Source organism: Mesorhizobium sp. M0563 (assembly GCF_040321065.1).
GTDB lineage: Bacteria > Pseudomonadota > Alphaproteobacteria > Rhizobiales > Rhizobiaceae > Mesorhizobium.
In genome coordinates, this window is record NZ_JAMYQV010000001.1 from 286292 (window position 1) to 309032 (window position 22741).

19 protein-coding genes are annotated in these 22741 nt (G+C 62.9%); 4 read left to right on the forward strand and 15 right to left on the reverse strand.

What is annotated here, in order from left to right:
* Positions 1 to 12: 12 nt before the first annotated feature.
* Together NKI50_RS01360 and NKI50_RS01365 are read right to left on the reverse strand one after the other, a co-directional pair.
* The gene (locus NKI50_RS01360; protein ID WP_352640467.1) at positions 13 to 840 is read right to left on the reverse strand and encodes a helix-turn-helix domain-containing protein; all 828 of its coding nucleotides are present in this window, start codon (positions 838 to 840) and stop codon (positions 13 to 15) included.
* 110 nt (positions 841 to 950) lie between these two features.
* The gene (locus NKI50_RS01365) at positions 951 to 1121 is read right to left on the reverse strand and encodes a hypothetical protein (protein WP_023676480.1); all 171 of its coding nucleotides are present in this window, start codon (positions 1119 to 1121) and stop codon (positions 951 to 953) included.
* Positions 1122 to 1630: 509 nt separating this feature from the next.
* Here NKI50_RS01365 and NKI50_RS01370 point away from each other — a divergent pair.
* Positions 1631 to 2062 (forward strand): tellurite resistance TerB family protein, encoded by a 432-nt coding sequence (locus tag NKI50_RS01370; RefSeq protein WP_023719964.1) that lies wholly within the window; start codon positions 1631 to 1633, stop codon positions 2060 to 2062.
* An 821-nt stretch (positions 2063 to 2883) separates the two neighbouring features.
* Here the strand turns inward: NKI50_RS01370 and NKI50_RS01375 are convergent.
* From NKI50_RS01375 to NKI50_RS01400, 6 genes are all read right to left on the reverse strand, one after another.
* Positions 2884 to 3699 (reverse strand): CPBP family intramembrane glutamic endopeptidase, encoded by an 816-nt coding sequence (locus NKI50_RS01375; RefSeq protein ID WP_023719966.1) that lies wholly within the window; start codon positions 3697 to 3699, stop codon positions 2884 to 2886.
* 52 nt (positions 3700 to 3751) lie between these two features.
* Complete coding sequence (locus tag NKI50_RS01380; protein WP_352640466.1) at positions 3752 to 5374, reverse strand: ABC transporter ATP-binding protein; 1623 nt, start codon at positions 5372 to 5374, stop codon at positions 3752 to 3754.
* Positions 5371 to 6240 (reverse strand): ABC transporter permease, encoded by an 870-nt coding sequence (locus NKI50_RS01385; protein WP_352640465.1) that lies wholly within the window; start codon positions 6238 to 6240, stop codon positions 5371 to 5373. Before NKI50_RS01385 ends, NKI50_RS01380 begins: the two co-directional genes overlap by 4 nt.
* The gene (locus tag NKI50_RS01390; RefSeq protein ID WP_352495965.1) at positions 6237 to 7184 is read right to left on the reverse strand and encodes an ABC transporter permease; all 948 of its coding nucleotides are present in this window, start codon (positions 7182 to 7184) and stop codon (positions 6237 to 6239) included. The genes NKI50_RS01385 and NKI50_RS01390 overlap by 4 nt, the downstream gene beginning before the upstream one ends.
* Before the next feature lie 255 nt (positions 7185 to 7439).
* Positions 7440 to 8918, reverse strand: coding sequence for an ABC transporter substrate-binding protein (locus NKI50_RS01395; protein ID WP_023719970.1), 1479 nt, complete (start codon positions 8916 to 8918; stop codon positions 7440 to 7442).
* Positions 8919 to 9048: 130 nt separating this feature from the next.
* Positions 9049 to 10338 (reverse strand): acetylornithine deacetylase/succinyl-diaminopimelate desuccinylase family protein, encoded by a 1290-nt coding sequence (locus tag NKI50_RS01400; RefSeq protein ID WP_352640464.1) that lies wholly within the window; start codon positions 10336 to 10338, stop codon positions 9049 to 9051.
* A gap of 222 nt (positions 10339 to 10560) precedes the next feature.
* Here NKI50_RS01400 and NKI50_RS01405 point away from each other — a divergent pair, with 222 nt between their 5' ends.
* Entirely contained in the window at positions 10561 to 10989 is a 429-nt protein-coding gene (locus tag NKI50_RS01405) for a L,D-transpeptidase (RefSeq protein ID WP_023719972.1), read from the forward strand.
* 150 nt (positions 10990 to 11139) lie between these two features.
* On the opposite strand, the gene NKI50_RS01410 is transcribed toward NKI50_RS01405, so the two are convergent.
* The 7 genes from NKI50_RS01410 to NKI50_RS01440 all read right to left on the reverse strand — a co-directional run bounded on the left by NKI50_RS01410 (position 11140) and on the right by NKI50_RS01440 (position 19983).
* Positions 11140 to 12132 carry a lipid A biosynthesis lauroyl acyltransferase gene (locus NKI50_RS01410; RefSeq protein WP_352640463.1) on the reverse strand — a complete coding sequence of 331 codons (993 nt, stop codon included), beginning with the start codon at positions 12130 to 12132 and terminating at the stop codon, positions 11140 to 11142.
* Between the two features lie 2 nt (positions 12133 to 12134).
* Positions 12135 to 13163: a zinc-binding dehydrogenase gene (locus NKI50_RS01415; protein WP_352640462.1), complete on the reverse strand. Its 1029-nt coding sequence runs from the start codon at positions 13161 to 13163 to the stop codon at positions 12135 to 12137.
* Between the two features lie 84 nt (positions 13164 to 13247).
* The gene (locus tag NKI50_RS01420) at positions 13248 to 14519 is read right to left on the reverse strand and encodes a beta-ketoacyl-ACP synthase (RefSeq protein ID WP_352640461.1); all 1272 of its coding nucleotides are present in this window, start codon (positions 14517 to 14519) and stop codon (positions 13248 to 13250) included.
* A 74-nt stretch (positions 14520 to 14593) separates the two neighbouring features.
* Complete coding sequence (locus NKI50_RS01425) at positions 14594 to 15781, reverse strand: beta-ketoacyl-ACP synthase (protein WP_352495968.1); 1188 nt, start codon at positions 15779 to 15781, stop codon at positions 14594 to 14596.
* A gap of 38 nt (positions 15782 to 15819) precedes the next feature.
* Entirely contained in the window at positions 15820 to 16104 is a 285-nt protein-coding gene (locus tag NKI50_RS01430) for an acyl carrier protein (RefSeq protein WP_023719977.1), read from the reverse strand.
* Positions 16105 to 16317: 213 nt separating this feature from the next.
* A complete protein-coding gene (locus NKI50_RS01435; RefSeq protein WP_352640459.1) occupies positions 16318 to 16866 on the reverse strand; it encodes a histidine phosphatase family protein in 549 nt (182 codons plus the stop codon).
* A 105-nt stretch (positions 16867 to 16971) separates the two neighbouring features.
* Positions 16972 to 19983 (reverse strand): caspase family protein, encoded by a 3012-nt coding sequence (locus NKI50_RS01440; RefSeq protein ID WP_352640458.1) that lies wholly within the window; start codon positions 19981 to 19983, stop codon positions 16972 to 16974.
* A gap of 149 nt (positions 19984 to 20132) precedes the next feature.
* Between NKI50_RS01440 and NKI50_RS01445 the strand changes: the two genes are divergently transcribed.
* Together NKI50_RS01445 and NKI50_RS01450 are read left to right on the forward strand one after the other, a co-directional pair.
* The gene (locus NKI50_RS01445) at positions 20133 to 21083 is read left to right on the forward strand and encodes an AEC family transporter (protein ID WP_352640457.1); all 951 of its coding nucleotides are present in this window, start codon (positions 20133 to 20135) and stop codon (positions 21081 to 21083) included.
* A gap of 170 nt (positions 21084 to 21253) precedes the next feature.
* A complete protein-coding gene (locus tag NKI50_RS01450; RefSeq protein WP_352640456.1) occupies positions 21254 to 22711 on the forward strand; it encodes an NAD-dependent succinate-semialdehyde dehydrogenase in 1458 nt (485 codons plus the stop codon).
* Positions 22712 to 22741: the final 30 nt, after the last annotated feature.

The following is a 22741-nucleotide window of genomic DNA, read 5'->3' on the forward strand; positions in this document are numbered from 1 at the left end:
CTTGAAGAAATGTTACCTCACGGCGACAGTCGTCGGCGTGACGCCTGCGAGGTCGCGAAACTCGCGCACCAGATGCGCCTGGTCGGCATAGCCGCAGTCGGCGGCGATGTCGGCCCAATCGCTGTTGGCCTTTCTCGACAGGCAAAGCGCGTGGTTGAAGCGGACGATGCGCGAGAGCGTCTTGGGTCCAACGCCGACCGCGTCCGAAAATTTTCCGGCGAGATGCTTGCGGCTCCAGCCAAGCTTTTCGGCCAGCGTCGAGATGCGGGTCCGACCACTCGTCGAGACGATCGTCTCATAGGCCCAGACAATTTCGGCTTGAGTGCCGTCTGTGGTTGCCAACCGGTCGGCGACGAAGGCCTCGGCGATGGCAAAGCGTGAGCTCCAATCCGGCGCATTGCCAAGCCTTTCGCGAAGCGCGACGCCTCCAGCGCCGAGCACGTCATCCAGGCCGACCATGCGGTCGGTCAGTTCGCTCATCGGCCGGCCGAAGAAGCGACGAGCGCCAAGCGGGGTGAAATTGATCTGCACACAACAGGCGCCGCCGAAGGATTCGATCACCACCGGCCCGGCGTAGAGGCCGGCGGCAAAACTGGCGAAGCGGTCATTGTCGCCGGGGTCCCTGCCGAGCCCGATGGCAAAGGGTTCGGCAAAGCTGATGACCAGCGGCACGGTCAGCGAGGCATATTCGATGGCGCGGAAATGGCCTGGCATGGTTTCGCGAAAGCCGCATATGTCGGTGACGGCGCCCTGAAGCCGATGACTGGGCGCGCGCCGCACCATCTCGAACCGATCGAGCCCTGGGCCGTCGTGGCGGCTGCCGTCTTCGCTGGCGGGCATGTGCTTTCCCTCGTCCAGGAATTCTAACAGACCATCCTGCAGAATCAAAAGCGCCCGGCTTGTGGCCGGGCGCTCCGAGTTGCCTGAGATTCTGAATTGTCTGGACGTGTTTAAGCGCCGCGCATCAGGCAGCCGGCGGCCAGCACGATGTAGGCGATGACGACAATCCACGCGGCATTCAAAGGGATGAACGCAAGAACGCCAAGCGCGGCGAGAACGCCGATGATGGCGATGACAAGGGATATGATGAAAATAAGCTGGGTAGGCGCACTGAGATTCATGTTCGGTCCCTCCTCAACATGATTCGTACAACGGCATACTATCAGTCGCGCGGTCACACACCAATGAGCGCAGCGGGCTTGCCGGATTGGCCGGCAGTTTTATGGGAGTGGCCAGAACGGTGCCGCGAGTTCGATCACGAAGGGCAATCGCTTCAGACGAATGACAGTTTCCAAATTGTGGCGGAGACCACCAATTGTCGATGTCGCCGCCGCCCCTCATTGCCCTGCCGGGCATTTCTCCCCGTATAGTGACGGGGAGAAAGGGCTGGTCGCAACGTCGGCGCCTTTTCTTGCAGCGTCTGCGATTGGCGAAACCGGTGACGAGAGCGCCCTCTCCCCGTCACTAAACGGGGAGAGGATGCCGGCAGGCAGGTGAGGGGCAGCGCCAACGCCCTAAAGGGGTGAGGAGACGAATTCAAAACCTGAAGCGATTGCCCAGTTCCACCCTTCGCACCCCGTTTGCGCAAAGCCGATTCCGCGCTACCTTCCCGACGAATCGGAAGGGGCTGATGGCGATGGGATTGCTGGACCAGATACGCTCGATCTTCGACGGCGATCCCGGCGTGCGCAAGGTCGCAGACGATCCGGTGCTGTCGGCGGAACTGCTGATGCTGTTCCGCATGATCCTGGCCGACGGATCGGTCAGCGAAAGCGAAATGACAGCCTTCAGGCGTATCTGCCGGGAAGCCTTCGGCATTCCCGAAACCAGCATCGACAGCGTTATCGAATATCTCAACGAGTTCGGCTACGAGACCAACAGCTCGCAGGCCATCGCTCAGTTTCGCGACCTCGACATCGAACGGCGCAAGCTGCTCGCCCGCCATATGGCCGAGATCGCCAAGGCCGATTCGCAACTTGCCGGGAGCGAGATGCAGCTGTTACGCCGCACCCTCGACCTGCTCGAAATCAGCCCTGCCGATGTGGTAAAGCCGCAAGGCTGAGGCATCGGCTGACTACGATTGCCGACGTTCTGAACGTCATTTTGTCTGAGCCGATGGTTGCATCCTGCTGCCCACTCGCAGCATCGACGCCTATCTCCGTTTCAAGATTACCGGAAGGGACTGTCAGGAGTCTGTGCGCGGGGCCGGTTTCATCATTGGTTGACGAACCCTTCGCCGAAGAGGACAGTGAACAGGATAAAAGTGCACTGTCACTGCTATTCCGCTACTCCGTCATAGATATAGGACGAGGTGCCGAGGTCAGGATCGGGGCCGACAGCCGGTATGCGCCCGCAATCTTTTGTTTTAAGTTAAACTATCCACTATTCTGACACCGTCGGCGCCAATTAGTTAATCACCTTATTCTATAGCATTGTCTACTATGATTATGTTGTCCGCGCCATCATAGACAAAGCTCTCCGGAGAAGGGCCGTGCTCAACTACTCTTGATATGCGAATCTCAGATCTGTCAGAGAATATAATGGAAACCCACTGGGAGTCGGTGACAACGTCAATAATATTGATAGACTCCATGTATGCTCGGATAGAGCATGAAATTTTGGTGTTTACTGCGATGGAACCTCTCTCAAATGCGATCATGATACTGCCGTTTTGGTACTTAATGGATCGAAATTCTTTTCCAATGAGATTTTCCTTTAGGTAGCCCATATGACGTTTATCCTATCGCGTTCAGTTTGGAATATGTGCGAATTGATGTTCCCTTGAACTCGCCCCCCGGGAGGTACCAAAAGTTGGCCCCGGTGTAAGGGTTCGAGATTGTCTGGCAGGACTTGAATTGCCCGGGTTTGTCGCGTTCATCATTCTCAGATTCGTCGTTTCCTTGGTCCGGCAGCTTTGCTCCGCGTTGCGTCAAGCGCTTCACTTCGTGCGGCATTCATGCAAGCCCGAATGCCAGGACAAGGAAGCCCATCGCTCCGAACCCCGGCGTGGATGACGATCCCGGCCCATGTGCTGCGACGCCGCTGGACGATGTAGGGCAGCAGCAACGTGATCGGCACAAGGGTCGACAGGACTTGCCAGGGGAAGGCAGCGTGGAACAGCAACCACATTATCCCGTTGACCAGCCACGCCCACCCCCCGAAGGCAACCTCTTGCCGCGGCAGTGCGACACCCCGCCAGACAAACTCTTCCCCAGCGATGTTCAGTGCAAAAAACGGCAGCCACGCGCCGAGAATCCAGTACCGCCCAGGACCTAGTGGCTCGAAAGCCATGAACGAGGGATGAAGAGTCTTCCCGTCTTGCAGCATCCGGAGCGCGGCGCTGATGCCGCCGGTCAGCACGCTGACAGCCGCCAGCCCTCCAACAGCCCATAGCCAGTCGCCGCCATTCATAGTGCGAAGCCACAGCCGCGCGCCCCACGGCACCAGCCTTCCTTGACGCCGCTCTCGATGCAATAGCAGGGCAGCCGTGAGAATCAGGGGGCCAAAAAGGATGATGCTTGCGGCCAAGAACCACATCACCACAGTCTCAGCCCCGCTAGCGGAGACAAACGCTGGGACGGCTACCCGCGTGACCAGGAACAGCAGCAGAGCACCCGCCCCGAACAGCGCAGCAGAGCCGCCCAGGCCCAGTGGAGGAGGCTCAGGCCCTTCGCGCGTTTCAGAACTGTTGGCTGTCAATAGCCGTTCTCCCGCCCGTGCGCCCAACGAATTAGCCGTGCCACGAAGCTGCTCACCCCTGTTCTTGCAGCCGTTTCGCAATTGCCCGATGCAAATCGGGAGCGGCGGCGACCAGCGCCTTGGCGGCTTCGGATTGCGGGTGGTCGAGCACTTCGCTCGTCCTGCCGCGCTCGACGATCTTGCCGTCATGCATGACCATCACTTCGTCGGTGATGGCGCGGGCGACGGTCAGATCATGGGTGATGAACAGATAGGCGATGCCGAGTTTCTGGTTGAGTTCGGCGAACAAATCGAGGATCTGCGCGCGGATCGAGACGTCGAGCGCCGAGACCGGCTCGTCGGCGACGATCAGCTTCGGCCGGGTGATGATGGCGCGGGCGATCGACAGGCGCTGGCGCTGGCCGCCCGAAAACTCGTGCGGATATTTGTCCATGTCTTTAGGCGACAGGCCGACCTCGTGCAGCGCATGCGCCACCATTTCGCGCCGCGCGGCGGGCGCCGGCTTCTTCTCCAGCACATGCAGCGGCTCGGCCACCAATCTCTCGACCTTCTGGCGTGGGTCGAACGAACCATACGGGTCCTGGAACACGACCTGCATGTCGCGCCGCGCCGGCTTCAGCTCCGCCTCGCTCTTGCCGGTGAGGGTGTCGCCACGGAAGCGGATCCCACCGGCCGTCGGCTTGTCCAGCGCCAGGACCATGCGGGCGAGCGTCGACTTGCCGCAGCCGGAGCGCCCCACGAGCGCCACCGACTGGCCGGGCGCCATCGAGAAGGAGACATCGTCGACGGCGCGGATGGGAGCTGCCGGTTTCAACAGCGATATGCGCCGTCCGGGATAGTCCCGCGTTACGTTCGCTACCTGAAGCAGCGGTTTGGCTGATCCGCTGTCATGCGTGCGGGCTCGCGCCGGCAAATGCATCGAGGCCTGCGCCAGTTGGCGCGTGTAGGGGTGAAGCTGTTCAGATAGCGTGCGGGCCGTGTCGCCGGCCTCCATCACCTCGCCATGGCGCAGGATGGTGATGCGGTCCGCCATCTCCGTCACCACGGCGAGGTCGTGCGAGATGAGCAGAAGACCCATGCGGTTTTCCGCTACGAGGTCGCGCAGAAGGTCGAGGATCTGCGCCTGCAGCACCACGTCGAGCGCGGTCGTCGGCTCGTCGGCAATCAGCAGCTTGGGTTTCAGCGCACAGGCAATGGCAATGACGACGCGTTGGCGCTGGCCGCCGGAGAGTTCGTGCGGATAACGCGACAGCGGGAATTGTGCGGCCGGCAGGCCGACCCGGTCGAGCATTTTTCGCGCCCGTTCCTCGGCGTCGGCGCGGCTTGCCCTGGTGTGCCAGCGAATACCCTCGGCGACCTGCTCGCCGATGGTCTTGACCGGATTGAGCGCCGTCATCGGCTCCTGGAACACCATGCCGATATCGTCGCCGCGCAGCGCGCACATCTGGTCCTCGCTGGCGGCAAGGATGTCGATGCCGTCGAAGGTGATGCGTCCGCTGGTGTGCGCCGCCCAGGGCAGAAGCTGCATGACGGTGAGCGCCGTCATCGACTTGCCGGAGCCGGATTCGCCAACGAGCCCCATCACTTCGCCCGGCGCGACGGAAAGTTCGATGTCTCTGAGGATACGGGTGCTGCCGATGGTCAGCGACAGCTTGTCGATTTCGAGCAGGCTCATCGCTGCCGCCGCGATTTCGGATCGAGAATGTCGGCAATGCCGTCGCCAAGCAGGTTCAGGCCAAGCACGGTGACGATGATCGCCATGCCCGGAAAGATCGCCATCCAGGGCGCCACCACCATGCGGGTCTGGGCGTCGAACAGCATGCGGCCCCAGCTCGGCATCGGCGGCTGGGTGCCCAGCCCGACATAGGAAAGCCCGGCTTCGGCCAATATGCCCAGCGCGAACTGGATGGTGCCTTGCACCAGCAGCAGCGTGGCGATGTTGGGCAGCACATGTTCGATGCTGATCAGCGTCCTGCTTTTGCCGGCGGCGCGGGCGGCGAGGATGAATTCGCGCGGCCAGATCGCCAGGGCGCCGGCCCGGGCGACGCGCGCGAACACCGGGACGTTGAAGATGCCGATGGCGATGATGGCGTTGAACGCGCCCGGCCCGAAGATGGCGGTGATCATGATTGCCGAAAGCAGCGCCGGAAAGGCGAAGACCAGGTCGTTCAGCCGCATCAGCACGTCGTCGGCGATGCCGCCGCGCGCCGCGGCAAAGGCGCCGAGCGGCACGCCGATGCCCATGCCGATGCCGACCGCCACCAGCGCGACGGCGATCGAGTTGCGGGCGCCGACCATGATCATCGACAGGATGTCGCGACCGAAATGGTCGGTGCCGAACCAGTGCGCCAGCGATGGCGCCTGGGTCTTGTCGGAAATGACCAGCCTGGTGACATCGTAAGGCGTCCAGAAGAAGGAGAGGATCGCGACCGCAGCCACCAGCGCGGTGATGACGAAGCCGGCGAGGAACGAACGGTTTTTGAACGCCTTGGCCAGGATGCCGGCAAGGTTCTCGTCGGGGATGTCGATGTGCAGCGTCATTGCCGGCCTCTCAGGCGCGGATCGACCACCGCATAGGAGAGATCGACAACGAAATTGACGACGATGACGGCGGCGACCAGCAGCATGACGACGCTCTCGACCACGATCAAGTCACGCTGGTTGATCGCCTGGAACACCAGCCGGCCGAGGCCGGGCAAGTAGAAGACGTTCTCGATGATGACGGTGCCGGCGAGCAGGAAGGCGAATTGCAGGCCTAGAATGGTGACCACCGGGAGCATGGCGTTGCGCAGTGCGTGCCGCCACAAGACAATACGATAGGGCAGGCCCTTGGCGCGGGCGGTGCGGATGTAGTCCTCGCTCAGCACTTCGATCAGCGCTGAACGGGTGACCCGGGCGAGGATCGCCGCCTGCGGCAGAGCGAGTGCGATTGCCGGCAGGAGCAGCGATTTCAGCGCCGGCCAGACGCCGGCGCTCCAGCCGGGAAAGCCGCCGCCAGGCACCAGCCGCAGCCAGACGGCGAAAAGATAGATCAGCATCAGCGCAAACCAGAAATTGGGCACGGCGACGCCAAGCTGGGCGGCGCCCATAGCGATCGTGTCGCCGGCCCGGCCGCTACGGCTGGCGGAAAACAGCCCGACCGGGATGGCAATGACGGTGGACAGCGCCAGCGCCATCAACGCTAGCGGCAGCGACACGACGAGGCGCTCGCGGACCAGATCGATGACCGGCACCGAATAGGTATAGGAACGGCCGAAATCGAGGCTCAGCAGCCCGCCGGCCCAATGCAGATAGCGCAGCACGACGGGAGCGTTGAGGCCCATCTGGTTGCGCAGCAATTCGATCTGGTCGGCGCTGGCGTTCAGGCCAAGCATCAGCCGTGCCGGGTCGCCGGGAATGATCTCCAGCACGGCAAAGACCACCATCGAGGCCAGAACCAGCGTGACGACGGCGATGGCGAGGCGCTTGAGGAGGTAGGCGGTCATGGACGTTGAGGAACCGCTGTGTTGCCGGACGCAAAAACCGGGCGAAGCTTGCGTTCCCGCCCACCCCCCTCTGTCCTGCCGGACATCTCCCCCTCAAGGAGGGAGATTGGCAGTTTCCACGCTGACACTGTCCTTGCAACGCTAGTGGTTAGCGAAAGCGGCGATGAGGGCTCGATCTCCCCCCTTGAGGGGGAGATGTCCGGCAGGACAGAGGGGGGTGTGACGGAGTGCAACTTTCGCCCTTCTGTCAGCGGCTCAATCCGTCCACTTCACCTTGGTCAGGTCGTTGGCCTGGATCGGGGCGTTTTCCCATAGGCCTTGCAGTTTGGCGTCCCAGACGCCGACCTTCGGCAATTCGTAGAGGAAGCCGACCACGGCGTCATCGGCCAGAACCTTCTGCGCCTCGCCGAGCAGCGTCATGCGCTTGGCCTCGTCGGAGGTAAGGTTCAGCTCGTCGATGATCTTGTCGAAGGCCGGATTGTCGTAGTTGAAGTAATAGTCCTTGCGCGAATAGATATCGATGTCGTTGGGCTCGGTGTGGGAAACGATGGTCAGGTCGTAATCCTTCTTGGTGAAGACCTGATCAAGCCACTGCGCCCATTCGACAGGGATGATCTCGAGGTCGATGCCGATTTCGCGAAGCTCGGAGGCGATGATCTCGCCACCAAGCCGCGCATAGGAGGGCGGCGGCAGCTTCAGCGTCGCCTTGAAGCCATTCTCCAGGCCGGCTTCCTTCAGCAACTCCTTGGCCTTGTCCACATTGTGCGGATAGAGGCCGGTGAGGTCGACATAGGCCTTGCTGGCGGGCGACATGTGCGAGCCGATCGGCACGCCGAGGCCGGCCGAGGCGCCGTCGATGATCGCCTTGCGATCGAGCGCAAAGGAAATCGCCTGCCTGACCTGCAGCTTGTCGAAGGGCGGCTTCTTGTTGTTGATCGACAGGATGGTTTCGCCCTCGGTCGAGCCGATCACCACCTTGAAGCGCGGGTCGTCCTTGACCTGGGCGACACTGTCAGGATCGAAGAACGGAAAGGCCTGGATGTCGCCGGAAAGCAGCGCCGGAACGGCGGCGGCGGCGTCCGGAACGATGCGGAACTCGGCCTTGTCGAGGAACACCGGGGCGCCCCAGTAATTGTCCGACTTGACCAGCGTGATCGATGAGCCCTTGGCCCAGTTCTGGAACTTGAACGGGCCGGTGCCGATCGGTTTTTCCTTGTTGGTGTCGGCTGTCTCAGGCGCGACGATCACCGCGTCGCCCCAGCCCATATTGTAAAGGAACGAGCCTTGCGGGTTCTTCAGCGTGACCGTCACCGTCGCGGGATCGACGACCTCGACCTTGCCGATGGCGGCGAACAGGCCCTTTTGCGCGTTGACGGAATTGTCGGCGCGGGCACGATCGAGCGAGAATTTCACGTCGTCGGCGTTGAAGTCGCTGCCGTCATGGAATTTCACGCCTGTATGCAGCTTGAAAGTGTAGACCTTGCCGTCGTCGGAAATGCTCCAGCCTTCGGCGAGATCGGGCAGCACTTCGCCGTTCGGTCCGATGCGGGTCAGGCCCTCGAAGACATTGGCGTAGAGCACCTCGTCGATCGCAGCCGCGGCACCCGCGGTCGGATCGAGATGCGGGGGTTCGAGCGGAATGCCGATGACCAGGTCAGTTCGCGCGGCCATCGCCGAGGTTCCGGCGGCCAACGCCAGCGCCGCTGCGGCCAGAATGGTTTTCCACAATTTCATCGTGCAACTCCCCATATGCTAAAACACGTGCTGAAACCCGGCGGATAGAAGCGTGAATTCGCCGCCGAGTAAATTGCGTTTCGTACCGTCCGCCGCCGCCGGGAGGAATGTTTTTCCGCCCATGGCCGGATCATTGCGGGCCGGCCCCCCTCAGCAGAACGCCGAGGCCGATGGCCATCACCTTTGCCGAGTCCAACATATCGGCAATGCCGACCCATTCGTCGGGTCGGTGGGCAAGGTCGAGAATGCCCGGCCCATAAGCGATGCAGTCATAGATGTGGCCGATGCGGGCGACGTGTTTCTGGTCGTAGGTGCCGGGCGAGATCACGTAATCCGGCTCGCGGTCGAATATCTCCATGATGCCTTGCGCGACCGCCTTCACCACCGGTGCGTCGCGCTCGGTCATCAGCGGCAGCACTTCCATCAGATCGCGGATTTCGTAATCGAATTTCTTGCGCTCGCGCTTCAGCCGCTCGAGGATATCGATCACTTCGCTTTTGACCGTGCCGAGATCCTCTTCGAGCAGGAAACGGCGGTCGATGGTCAGCCGGCAGGAATCAGGCACGTTGGGCGAGGGCAGGCCGGGCCGGAAATCCTCCGTCTGGCCGCCATGGATCGAGTTGATGTTCATGGTCGAGCGTTTTGCGCCTTCGGGCACGACCGGCATGCGCGTCATTTTGCGGTCGAGCACCGGAAACAATTCGTCCTCGAAGGCCCGCAGCACGGCGCCCATATGGCGTACCGCATTGTCGCCGAGGAACGGCATCGAGCCGTGCGCGATCTCGCCTTTGGTCTCGATCTCCGCCCACCAGACGCCGCGATGGCCGAGGCAGATGCGGTCCTTGTTGAGCGGCTCGGGAATGATGACGTGGTCGACCTTCGGCCTGGAGAAATAGCCGAGCTTGGCCAGATGGGCGACGCCGCCAAAGCCGCCGGACTCCTCGTCGACCGTCCCCGAAATCTCGATGGCGCCGGGAAAATCGGGAAAGACCTCCATGAAGGCTTCAGCGGCGATGATCGAGGCGGCAAGCCCACCTTTCATGTCGCAGGCACCGCGGCCATAGACCTTGCCATCCCTGACGATGCCGGCGAACGGATCGAGGCTCCAGCCGTCGCCGGGCTCGACCACGTCGATATGCGAATTGAAGTGCACGCAAGCACCCGGCGCGCGGCCATCGAAGCGGGCGACGACGTTGACGCGCGGATAACGGTCAGTGTCGCCGGGCGTGCCTTCGGCACGGATGAATTCGATCTCAAAACCGCGCTTCTTCAGCCGCGCGCCGATAAATTCGGCACACGGCTGATAGGCTTCGCCGGGCGGGTTGATGGTCGGAAAGCGGATCAGATCCGCGGCCAGCGCAACCAGATCATCGGCTCGGTCATCGATCGCCTTGAGGAGCCGTTCGTTCGGTTCGTTCATTCGGCGAATTGAGCAGCGGATGAGGCGGTTTTGCAAGCCCGATGGCGAATTGCGAGGCGATTGCGTGTCGTTACGGCAACTATTGCGGGAAATCGTTCAAATTCGCTGCTTTGGATTGGTGAAATCGTCAGGGAGTAGGTGTTAGCTCGCTGGCTTGCCATCAAAATGCTGGAGAACAGCGTGAGGGCAGGCAGGCAAGGGGCATCAAAGGGGTTTGATCGCATGAAAAACACTGTTCTCATGGCAGCAGCATTGGTAGCGATGCTGTTCGGTTCGTCGTTCGAGGGCCGGGCGGCCAGCCTGGTCGCGAACATTGATATTTCCTCACAGACGATGACGGTAAGATACGGGCTTTCGTATTACCGGTGGAGCGTTTCCACCGCCCGCAAAGGCTACATCACGCCGCGCGGCAGCTATCGTCCGCAGCGGACGGCCAGGATGTGGTATTCGCGCAAATACGATATGTCGCCGATGCCCTATTCGGTGTTCTTCCGCGGCGGCTATGCCATCCACGGCACCGGTGCCGTCCGGCAATTGGGGCGCCCGGCATCGCATGGCTGTGTGCGCCTCCACCCCAGCAACGCCGCGGCCTTCTATTCGATGGTGCGCAAAGCCGGCTTCGGCAACACGCGGATCCTGGTGACGAATTAGGCCTGTCACTGGGCCCGAAAATAAAAAACCCGCCGGAGCGGCAGGTTCGTCGGCGCCAAGTAGCACCATACCGAAGTTAGTAGCATAGCTGCCGGCACAAAGCAAGAACAAAATACGTCAGTAGCGGAAAATGTTTGCTATGATTTCCGCTCAGGCGGCTTTGTCGCGCAATTTCAACGGCCGCCGCTTTCTGCGCTTGCTGATCTCCCAGCGCTTGTGGAACCACATCCACTGGCCAGGGTCTTCGCGCACCCAGCGCTCGACCACATCGTTGAGAAGCTGAGTGGTGGCGGGGACGTCGACATTGCCGCCTGCGGTGCGCGGCAAGGTGAGCTTGTCCTCGATCTCGAGCCGGAAACGATTGTTCGGCAGGCGCACGCAGCGCGCCGGATAGACATCGCAGTCATAGTGCCGCGCCAGGGTGCCGAGAACCCGGTTGCTCTCGCAGGGGCGGCCGAAGAACGTCGTTTCGAGCCCGCCCGTGAATTTCTGGTCGACCAGCACGCCGATATTGCCGCCTTTCTCGAGGACGGCCGCAAGCGCGAACGAGGCGCCGGTCGAAGACGGCAGCAGCGATCCCATGCTCGAGCGGCGGGTCGAGAGGATGTAATCGGCTAGGTAAGGATTGTTGGGCGGGCGAAACAGTGCCGTGATGTTCATGCCGAAAGTGGCGGCCGCGACAGGCAGCAGCTCGAAATTGCCGAGATGCCCGGTAAAGACGATATGCGGCTTGTCCTCGCCGGCGATGCGCACGAAATGCTGCTCGCCCTTGACCTCGACGCGGCCCGGCTTTGTCGCAGCGGGATCATAGTCGAATAGGGCATCGAGGAAGATATATTCGGCGGCGAGGCGAGCCATGTTGCCCCACATATCGGAAGCGATCGCCTCGATCTCGGCATCGCTTTTTTCCGGATAGGCCTTGCGCAGATTGTCGACAGCAACTTGATGGCGCTGCACCCAAGGGCCGATGCGGCGGGCGGCGCGGTCGGCGAAATTGAGCGCCCGGTCGGGCGGCAGCAGCCGCAGCGCGGAGATGATGATCATCGCAACCCGCGCGACCAGCCAGTAGTTGAACTGGCGAAGCCGCCTGCCATAGCGGAATCCCAGGTCCCTGCGGATCTTCCTGAAAGCGTTGCCGATCATTCTCAGCCGACGCGCAGGATGATCTTGCCGAACACGTCGCGGCCCTCCATGCGCTTCAGCGCGGCATCGATGCCGTCGAAACCGACCTCGGTGTCGATCACCGGCGCCACCAGACCTGCCGCCATCTTCTGCATGGCGTCGGCCATGTTTTCCATGCGGCAGCCGAACGAGCCGAGCAGCTTCAGCTGCTGCTGGAACAATTGCATCAAATTGATCTGCGTCGACACGCCGGAGGTCGAGCCGCAGGTGACGAGCCGTCCGCCGCGTTTCAGGCACAGCATCGAAGCGGCAAAGGTGTCGGCGCCGACATGCTCGAACACCACGTCAACGCCCCTCTTCTTCGTCAGCTTGCGCACGACGCCTTCGAAGCGGTCGTCGCGGTAATTGATGACGTGGTCGGCGCCGAGCGCCTTGGCCTTGTCGATCTTTTCGTTCGAGCCGACGGTGGTGATGACCGTGCAGCCCATCTTCTTGGCCAGCTGAATGGCGGCTGAGCCGATGCCGGAGCCGCCGGCATGGACCAGTATCGTCTCGCCGGGCTGCAGCCGGGCATTGTCGAACAGCATATGCTCGACCGTGCCGAAGGTAACCGGCGCCACCGCCGCGCCGATCTCGCTCACGCCGGGCGGCGCGGGGACCAGAAGGCGCGCCGGCAGGTTGATCTTTTCCTGCGCAAAGCCGTCGAGATGGAAGCCGTGCACGCCCGAAACATGCTCGCAGAGATTGTCGCGGCCTTCGCGGCAGGCGCGGCAAAGACCGCAGGTGCGGGCACCGTAGATCGACACCAATTGCCCGGGCACAAGGCTGGAAACGCCGGGGCCGACCGCCTCGACCTCGCCGGAAGCCTCGGCGCCGACGACCAGCGGCAGCTTGCGCTTGGCAAAAGCCATGCCGCGCCAGCCCCAGACGTCGATGTGGTTCAGCGCCACGGCCTTGATGCGCAGCGTCACCTCGCCGAGCGAAGGCGGCGGCGGTGGTGGCAGGTCCACCGTTTCAAGCCGGCGATCCTCGATAAGTTGCAATGCGCGCATGCCAGATCCCAGGTTGCGCATGACCCGAGAACCGTTTCGGAAAGGACCATGCGCACGACAACAGTGCTAGAGCGGAACGGTCGCTTAGACCGGTTCCCGCGCCATGACAAGGCAGGTGTTCTGGCCGCCGAAGCCGAAGGAGTTCGACAGGACCGTGCCGACCTCGGCGTTGCGCTTGGTGTTCGGCACCACGTCGAGCACGATCGCCGGGTCGGGATTGTCGTAGTTGATGGTCGGCGGAATGACGCTTTCGCGCATCGTCATCAGCGAAAATGCAGCCTCGACGGCACCGGCTGCCGATAGGGTATGGCCGATCATCGACTTGTTCGACGAGACCGGCATTGACGAGATACGCTCGCCGAACACCGTCGACAGCGACAAATGCTCCATCTTGTCGTTTTCGGGCGTCGAGGTGCCATGGGCGTTGACATAATCGATCCCGTCCTCGCTCAGGCCGGCATCGGCAACGGCGGCGCGCACCGCCGCGATCGCCGGCGAACCGTCCGGCTTGGAGCGGGTGCGATGGAAGTCGTCGGCCTTTTCGCCGCAGCCGCGCAATATGCCGAGAATGGTGGCGCCGCGGGCAAGTGCTGCCTCCAGCGATTCCAGCACAAGGGCGCCCGAGCCTTCGGCCAGCACGAAGCCGTCGCGATCCTTGGAGAACGGCTTGGATGCCTTTTCGGGGATGTCGTTATGGGTGGAGAGCGCCGACAGAAGCGAGAAGCGGATCAGCGCCTCCGCGGTTGCCGATCCGTCGGCGCCGATCGACAGCGCCCGGTCGCATTCGCCGCGGCGGATCGCCTCGACGCCGAGCTGGATCGCCGTGGCGCCCGAGGCGCAGGCGGTCGACAGCGTGATCGGCAGGCCGCGCGTGCCGAAACGATCGGCAAGCCGGTCGGCGATCGAACCGAACTGGGTGGTCTCGAAAATGTCGAGTTCCCTCAGGCCGCGCGCCACCCGCAGGAGCCTCTCTGCACCGGTATCGTGCGTGTCGGAATTGTAGAGCGAAAAGCGCTCGCTCCAGTCGAGTTCGACCGGCGGCGAAGCGAGGAAAAGCGGTCCGCCGAAATCGCCGGCATCGAGGCCCGCCTCCGACATCGCTTCCCGGGCGGCGGTTTCGGCAAGCTCATAGGTGAGGAGACTGGCGCCCTTGGAACTCGACGGCAGGAAATCGACCATGCCGGAGATGCGGGTGTTGAGATGATCGACCGGGAAGCGGGTGATCGGATGGATGCCGGACTTGCCGGATGTCAGCGCCGCCCAATTATCGGCCTTGCCGACACCGAGCGAGGTCACCACGCCGATGCCGGTGACGGCGACGATCGGCCTGCCCATGTGGTCGTTCAGATTGGCCATTTGTTGTCCAAAAACCTGTTTCTCTTGGAGCATCGGATCGCCCGAAAACCGCGTCACGTTTTCGGTCCGATGCTCTAGGCGGCTTTGATCAGCGCCATGCCCTCGAATTGGTGATAGCCGATCGCCGTTGCAAGGACGGTCTTCGGGACGCCGGCAAACGGTTTTTCGACTGTGGCGTCGAAGACAGGGTAGGCGGCCTCGCGGTCGACAGCCAGGGCCGCCAGCGCGACGGCGAAGGGGAACTGCGCTTCCTTCATGTGGCCGGTGAGCGTCGAAAAGCCGCGTGCGGCGATCGCCGGATTGGCCTCGAGCGCCGATTTCTCGGCGGCGGTCGCGGCATGGGCGCCCGAAGCGCCGGAGATCGCCAGCAACTCGCCGTCCGGCAATGCGGCTTGCTTCAGCAGCATGGCGATCTCTCCATCGAGTTCGCCCCGCCGGCGCCTGGCGCGACCGGACAGGACCGGGCCAAGTTCCGCATAGATCTTCCGGCCACGGCTTGTCGCGTGCTCGCGCTGCTCCAGGACGAGAAACGCGCCGCCGGATCCGGTCACCACGCCGCCGCCCTCGGCACCTTGCCTCTGCCAGACCGGCCGCCACGGACCGCGATGCAGGTAGCCGGCCAGTTCATAGCCGAGCAGCATGTCGGAATGTTCGGTCTGGAAAGCGCCGCCGACCAGTATATGCGTCGACTGACCGGAACGGATGCGCGCGGCCGCGGTCTCGACGGCGGCGACGCCCGCACCTTCCTCGCCCATGAAGGTGCGCGACGACCCCGTCACCTTGTGGACAATCGAGATGTTGCCGGCGAGCAGGTTGGAAAGCTGTGCCAGAAACAGCGTCGGGCGCAATTCCGTGGTCAGCTTCTCGTTGAGCAGCACGTCGCGGTCATTGCGGCTTTCCGATGCCGCGAGAATGGCCGCGTCGACCGCTTCGTCGCGCTCGCCGCCGCCGGCGGCCACCACCATGTCCATGGTCGCGCAGAGTTCGTCATTGCCCTTGATGCCGGCATCATCGAGCGCAAGGCCGGCCGCATAGGTGCCGAGCCTCTGCCAGGTCTCCATCTGCCGCTGGTCGCCACGCTTGGAGATCTGCAGGTTCCAGTCGACCTCCGGCAGCGGGTGGACTGTATAGGGCGAGAAGCGCGAGGCCTCCAGAACCGGCTCAAGGCGCGGCTGGACGAGCTTTTGCCAATGCGCATCCGGACCCTCGCCCAGCGACGAGACTAGGCCGATGCCTGATATGACGACGTCGTGGGGGTTCATGGGCGGCTGTTCGGGTGAAGGCGCGTCAAGCGCTGTGCTTACGTGGCGTTCTTGGCGGCGACGAGCGCGTCGATCTTGGCGCACAGGTTCTTCATGACGAAATAGTCGTCGGTCGACGCCTTGCCGTCATTGACCTCCTGCGTCCACTTTTCCAGCGGCACCTTGATGCCGAATTCCTTGTCGATGGCAAAGACGATGTCGAGGAAGTCGAGGCTGTCGATGCCGAGATCGTCGATGGTGTGGCTTTCGGGCGTGATCGTCTCGATGTCGATCTCGCTGGTGTCGGCGATGATCTTGGCGACTTTGTCGAACGTGGTGGACAAGGGCTTTTCCTTCGATTGCGGGCGGAATCTGTCCGCATGTGTTTTGGGCTGTCTAGTCGGTTTTTCCGGGCAGGAAAAGGCCTGATACGCCCGGCGCAGATGGGATTGCTGCCCAGGCAGAGCAAGATGAGATCGGAATCCAACCGCGGCTTCTCGTGGCAGTGGCATTTCGGCAACACCTATCTCGCTCGACGCGAGGAGCGACCGGCCCGGTCAGAAGGTGACGCGGCCGAGCACGCGCAGGCCGTCGCCTTGCGGCTCGACGACCACGGCTTCGCCTTCGCGCGGCGAGATGCCGGTCAATTCCTTGATGTTTTCGAGATGTGTGACCATGACCAGATTGTCTGACCCGGAATAGCCGCGGATCTCGGCCAGGATCGCGGCGATCTGGGTGGCCTTCTCCTTCTCGCCGGTCTTCAGCAGGTCAAGCGGTTCGAACGGCTCCGGCTCGCTTTCGAAAGCGATGCGGGCGGTCTCGAGGCAGCGGCAATAGCGGCTGGACAGCACGCGCTCGACCGGTGCCGCGCGGGCGCCAAACAGCGCGCCGATCTTGCGCGCCTGTTGCTTGCCGCGCTCAGAGAGATTGACCTGGGTCGCGCATTTGCCGAGGTCGAAATTGGCCGCATCGGTGGTGCCGGTGACCATGGCATGGCGAAGCAGGACCACATGCCCGCCGTCGCGGAGCAGCGCCCAGCCGGCTTCCGTCGCATGGGCTGTGGCGGAAACGGCAAGCAACAGCAGCGCCAGCACAAATCGAAGCATCAGACATCCTTTCGGGTGACCGGCAGGCAGGTCCCCGGTGACCGGCATATAGGGACGGCAAAGCCGGCTGAAAGACAAGCCGAGTGCAACCTGCGGCCGAGACGCCTATTTCTTCGCTATCTGCTTCTTCACCAGATCGATCTTGCGGTCGGTCAGCGGGATGGGGAGTGTGTAGCCGGCTTCGGTAAAGCCTTGCTTGGCGTTCTCGAAGAATTCGATCGCCTTTTGGTATTCGGCATTGCCGCCGCCATAGCTGCCGCGGTTCCAGTGGACGTCGCCGAGATTGTTCTGCTCGAAGGCCCATTGCATCGGCTGGCCTTCGCGGGTGAAGACCTTGAGCGTCGCCTCGAAGGCGGCTTCGGCGTCGTCCAGATATCTGCCGGTCCGTTCGAGATTGCCGAGATTGATCAGGCTCATGCCGATGCCGTTCTGCGCGTTTGCCCAATCGACGGGCGAGGTTTCGAAGGTCAGCACCTCCAGCGCCGCTCGGCGCGCGGCGATCGAAGCGACCAGTTTGCTGGTGTCGGCCTCGCTCATGCTCAGCCATTGCAGCGCCGAGCCGAGGCCGGCCTGCGCCAGCGCCCATTGCCGCGGCGTCGTCTCGCGCTTGTATTCGCGCAGTGCATCGCGATAGGCCTCGATCGCCGCCTCGTAGTGCACCGGCTTGTCGGTCACGCCGCCGAGCAGTTGCAGCGTGTTGCCGAGATTGTAGTGGGTCATCGCCCAGTCGAGCGGAAACTCCTTCTTGGTATAGACGCGCCGTGCCGCCCGGTATGCAGCAGCCGATTGCTCAAGCCTGGCAGGATCGCGCGTGCGCTGGCCGAGCGTCTGGTAGATCGAGCCGAGATTGTTCTCCGCCGAAGCCCAATCCGTTGGAAAACGTTGGCGTGTGAATATGGTCAGCGCGTCGCCATAGGCAGCAGCCGCCTCTTCGAGCAGGCCGGTTCCGAGATCGAAACGGGCAGCACTGCTCAGCGCGTTACCCAGATTGAGACGGCTGCTTGCCCAGGAGAGCGGGAAGGTGTCGCGTGTGCGGATTTCGAGCGCGGCGCGGAATGCCGCGGCTGCCTCGTCGATTTTTGCCTTGTCGTTGCGTTGCGTGCCGAGAGACACCAGCGTGTTGCCGAGATTGTTCTGGACCATCGCCCACTGAACGGGCGCCTTTTCGCGCGTGTATTCTTCAAGCGCCAGCCGGTAGGCGGCCTCGGCCTCGGTCAGGCGCGCGCCGCCCGGTTCGCGTTCCGAAAGCGCGTAAAGCGCAAGGCCAAGGTTGCTTTGCGAGGCGGCCCAGTCCAGCGGGACTTTGCCGCGCGGCCGCTTCTCCAGCGTGGCGCGCATCGCCACCACTGCCTCGTTCAGGCGTTTCGGGTCGCTCTCGCGTTCGCCGATCTTCAACAGCACATTGGCCAGGTTATTCTGGGCGGCCGCCCAGTTGAGATCATCCTTCTCGCGCTCGAACACGGCAAGCGAATCGCGAAAGATTTTCGCGGCCTCTTCCAGCCGGTCGATTTGGCGCTCGCGCTCGCCGATCGTCTGCAGCACCACCGCCATGTTGTTGCGGGTGATCGCCCAATCGCGGTTCTGCTCGCCATTGGCGATGAAGCTCAGGATGACGCGGTAGGCGTCGATGGCGTGCTGCAGCGCTTGCCTTTCGCCGGTGGCGTCGCCATGCGCGTTAAGCGCTTCCGCCTCCTGGTTCTTGTAGTTCCACCCCAGCCTGTCGTCCCATTTCTCGACCAGCGAGAAGGCCTTGCCGTAATCGTTGGCGGCGGACAGATAGTCGAAGACCAGCGCCGAAGCGTCGGCGCGCCTGGCATAGATCGCCGCGTCGGCAAGACGCTTCTGCCTGACCAGATCCTCTGCCTGGTCGACCACGCCGCTGGTCTGCTCGACCCGGCGCACTGCCTTGTCGAGGAAGTTGCGCGCAGTGACGATAGCGCCCTGGCCGATCGCTTTGTCGGCCGAGGCGACGAGGCGGCTGATCTCGGGGTCGTCGGTGCGCAGCGCGTTGCGCTCGGAGATCATCTTCTTCAGGCGCTCGGCCTGAGCATCGAGCAGTTTTTGCAGGTCGGTGGGGTCCTCCGGCATCTTTTCGGTGCCGAGTGCCTTCAGCACGCCATAAAGCGCGTCGAGCGGCACGCCATCCTGCAGCGAGGCCAGTTCGACCTGTGCCCGCTTGGGGTTCGGCAACTCGGCGATCGTCAGCAGCAATTGCCGCCGCTCGCCAGTGATCAGCCCGTCGTCGCCGGTCGGTTCCTGCGGTGCAACGCCGAAATAGAGCAGCCGGCGCAGGCTTTCATTGACCCATGGCCGCTGCTTTGCCTTGGTGTCGAGATAGACCTCCTCGGTCACCATGCGCATGACCGAGCCGAACTCCGTGCCCTTCATCGCCGCGAGGTGGCGCAGAAGTGCCGCTGCGTAGGGGCTGTTTTCGCCGACGATGCCGTCGAGTGCCGGCCGCCCCGGCTCGGCGGCAAAGCCGATCACCGTTCCCAGATTTTCCGTCGCGGTCGCGTTTGCCAGTGCCCTGGCACCGCGCACCGGCTCCAATCCGCCGGCGCTGACCGGCGAGGCCGAGGCCGTCGGCGCCCGGCGCAGCACCGCATCCGCCGGAAACGGGTTGGTGCGGCAGGCATCGAGCAGCATGATCGTTACCGGCACGGTCGTCTTCAATTCGTCCATGACAGCGGAGATCGGCACCAGGGCCTGATCGGCGTCCTTCAATGAAGAAACGTCGGCGTCGACCGGCACCAGATAGTTTTCGCCGCCGGCCTCGATGCCGTGGCCGGAATAGTAGATCAAGGCGACGTCGGCGTCCTCGGCATCCTCGGCGAAACGCTCGAGGTCGCGCTTCAGCTTTGCCGCGTCGCGGTCGGTGACGCTGCGCGCGTCGAAGCCGAGATCGGTCAGCATCTTGGCGATGTCGCGGGCGTCGTTGGCGGGGTTGGGAAGCGCCGCTATGTGCTGGTATTTCGACTGGCCGACAATCAGCGCCACGCCCTTGAGGCTCTCCGGCTCCGCGGCATGAGCCGAGGTCACCACGAGGCAAAGCATGGCGCCGACGAAAGCCGTCAGCCACGCCTGCTTGAAGAAGTGCTGATTTCCGACAAGGCCCATTCGCCGCGTGTCCCCCGACAACCCTGTATAGCGCTGCCATCCAACCATGAGCAAATTCGGGCAAGATCCGAGCGGCCGGATTGTTGGCTGGTACATTCGCGAGGGAAGGGCGATTGCGCCGCCGCCGGGGCTCGCCTATCACGGCAAAAATGTCTCCGCTTACCGAAACCGTCCTCTTCGTCTTCAGTCTCGTCGGGCTCGGCTATCTTGCCGGGCTTACCGGCTATTTGAAGCCGGCGAGCGGCGAGGGCGTATCCGAATTCGCCATCAACGTGGCAATGCCGCTTTTGCTGTTCCAGACCATGGTAAAGGCGGATTTCCATGGCGTAGCGCCGTGGTCGCTATGGGGCGCCTATTTCACGGCGGTGGCGCTCACCTGGGCCGCCGGCCATCTGGTCACCACGCGCATCTTCGGACGAGACGCCCGCGCCGGCGTCGTCGGCGGCGTATCGTCGTCCTACTCCAACGTTGTCCTGCTCGGCGCGCCCTTCATCATCGGCGTGTTCGGGCCGGCCGGGTTCGAAGTGCTGTCGCTGCTCGTTTCCATTCACCTGCCGGTGATGATGATGGCCTCGATCATCCTGTTCGAGATGTTCGGCCGCGGCGGCAGCGAGCCTGTGCATCCGCTCCGCGTCATCACGAGCTTTCTCAGGAGGGTATTCATCAACCCGCTGATCATCGGCATACTGGCCGGGCTGGCGTGGCGCTTCACCGGTGCGCCGCTGCCAGCGCTTGCGACGCGGTTGAGCGACGCGCTGGCCGGCACGGCCGCCCCGGTGGCGCTGTTTGCCATGGGGCTAAGCCTGCGCCGTTTCGGTATTTCCGGCAATGTCCGCCCGGCGCTGGCGCTGTCGGCGCTGAAACTGTTCCTGATGCCAGCACTGGTTCTTTGCCTGGTCTGGCTGATCGGCCTGCCGCCATTGACCGCCAAAGTGGCGGTCATGGTTGCGGCGTTGCCGTCCGGCATCAATTCCTATCTCATTGCCGTGCAGTTCAACACCGGCCAGGCGCTGGCATCGAACCAGATGACCATCGCCACCGCCAGTGCGGTCGTGACCACTGCGTTTTGGCTGACAGTGGTCGTCCATATTTTTGGATAGGAGCCCGGCGGGATCGCTCTCGCTTTGGCTGGCCTAAACCCTATATGCCATCTTGTGATTGCTTGCGGGGCTTGCCCTGGGCTAAGAGCAGTGGCTCTAGCGATGCTATCGCGCACGTCCATTCACGAAATCAGCGACCGGCCCGCCAGGTGCCGAACGGAGGCGAGATCATGCTTCAGAAAACCAGCCATTTCATGCGGCAGGCCAATCTCATCAATGGCGAATGGGTGCAGGCCGATTCAGGCCAGACGGTCGACGTCAACAACCCTGCCACCGGCCTCAAGATCGGCACCGTGCCGAAGTCGGGCAAGGCCGAGACCCGCCGCGCCATCGAGGCCGCCGACGCTGCCTTCAAGACATGGCGCAAGACCACCGCGCTCGAACGCTCGAAGCTGTTGCGCAAGCTGCACGACGCGATGATGGACAATCAGGACGTGCTGGCCGAACTGCTGACCATCGAGCAGGGCAAGTCGCTGTTCGAATCGAAGGGCGAGATCGGCTCGGCCGCGTCCTACATATTGTGGTTCGCCGAAGAGGGCCGCCGCACCTATGGCGACGTCGTTCCGTCACCCTGGGCGGACCGCCGCATCCTGGTGACCAAGGAGTCGGTCGGCGTCATCGCCGCCATCACGCCATGGAATTTTCCATCCTCGATGCTGGCCCGCAAGCTCGGCCCGGCGCTTGCCGCCGGCTGCACGGCCGTGGTCAAGCCGGCGTCGCAGACGCCTTATTCCGGGCTTGCCTGGGGCGCGCTTGCCGAAGAAGTCGGCTTCCCCAAAGGCGTGATCAACATCCTGACCGGCGCCGCCGGCGAGATCGGCGACGAGATCTGTGCCAATCCGCTGGTCAAGAAGATCACCTTCACCGGCTCGACCGAGGTCGGCAAGATCCTGATCCAGAAGTCGTCGGTGACCGTCAAGAAAGTGTCGATGGAGCTCGGCGGCAATGCGCCGTTCATCGTTTTCGACGACGCCGATCTCGATCGGGCCGTCGCTGGCGCCATCACCGCCAAATACCGCAATTCCGGCCAGACCTGCGTCTGCACCAACCGCTTCCTGGTGCAGGCCGGCATCTATGACCGGTTCGTCGAAAAGCTGGCTACTGCGAGCAACGGGCTGAAGGTCGGTTCCGGCCTCGAAGACGGTGTCCAGCAGGGACCGCTGATCGATGAGAAGGCGGTGGAGAAGGTCGAGGAGCTGATTGCCGACGCTACTGCCAAAGGCGGCAAGATCGTCGCCGGCGGCAAGCGCCACGCGCTCGGCGGCTCGTTCTTCCAGCCGACGGTGATCGCCAATGCCACGCCGAAGATGCGCTTCATGAAGGAAGAAATCTTTGGCCCGGTGGCGCCGGTGTTCAAGTTCGAGACCGAGGAAGAGGCCGTAGGACTCGCCAACGATACCGAGTTCGGGCTGGCCGCCTATTTCTACACCGGCGATCTCGGCCGCGCCTTCCGGGTCATGGAAGGGTTGAAATACGGCATGGTCGGGGTCAATGAAGGGCTCATCACCACGCCTGAGGCGCCGTTCGGCGGCGTCAAGGAATCGGGCCTCGGCAAGGAAGGCGGCCATCAGGGCATCGAGGATTATCTCGACACCAAATATGTCTGCATCGGCGGACTTGGTCTCTAGAAGCCTCATACGGTAATACCGAAAACGATC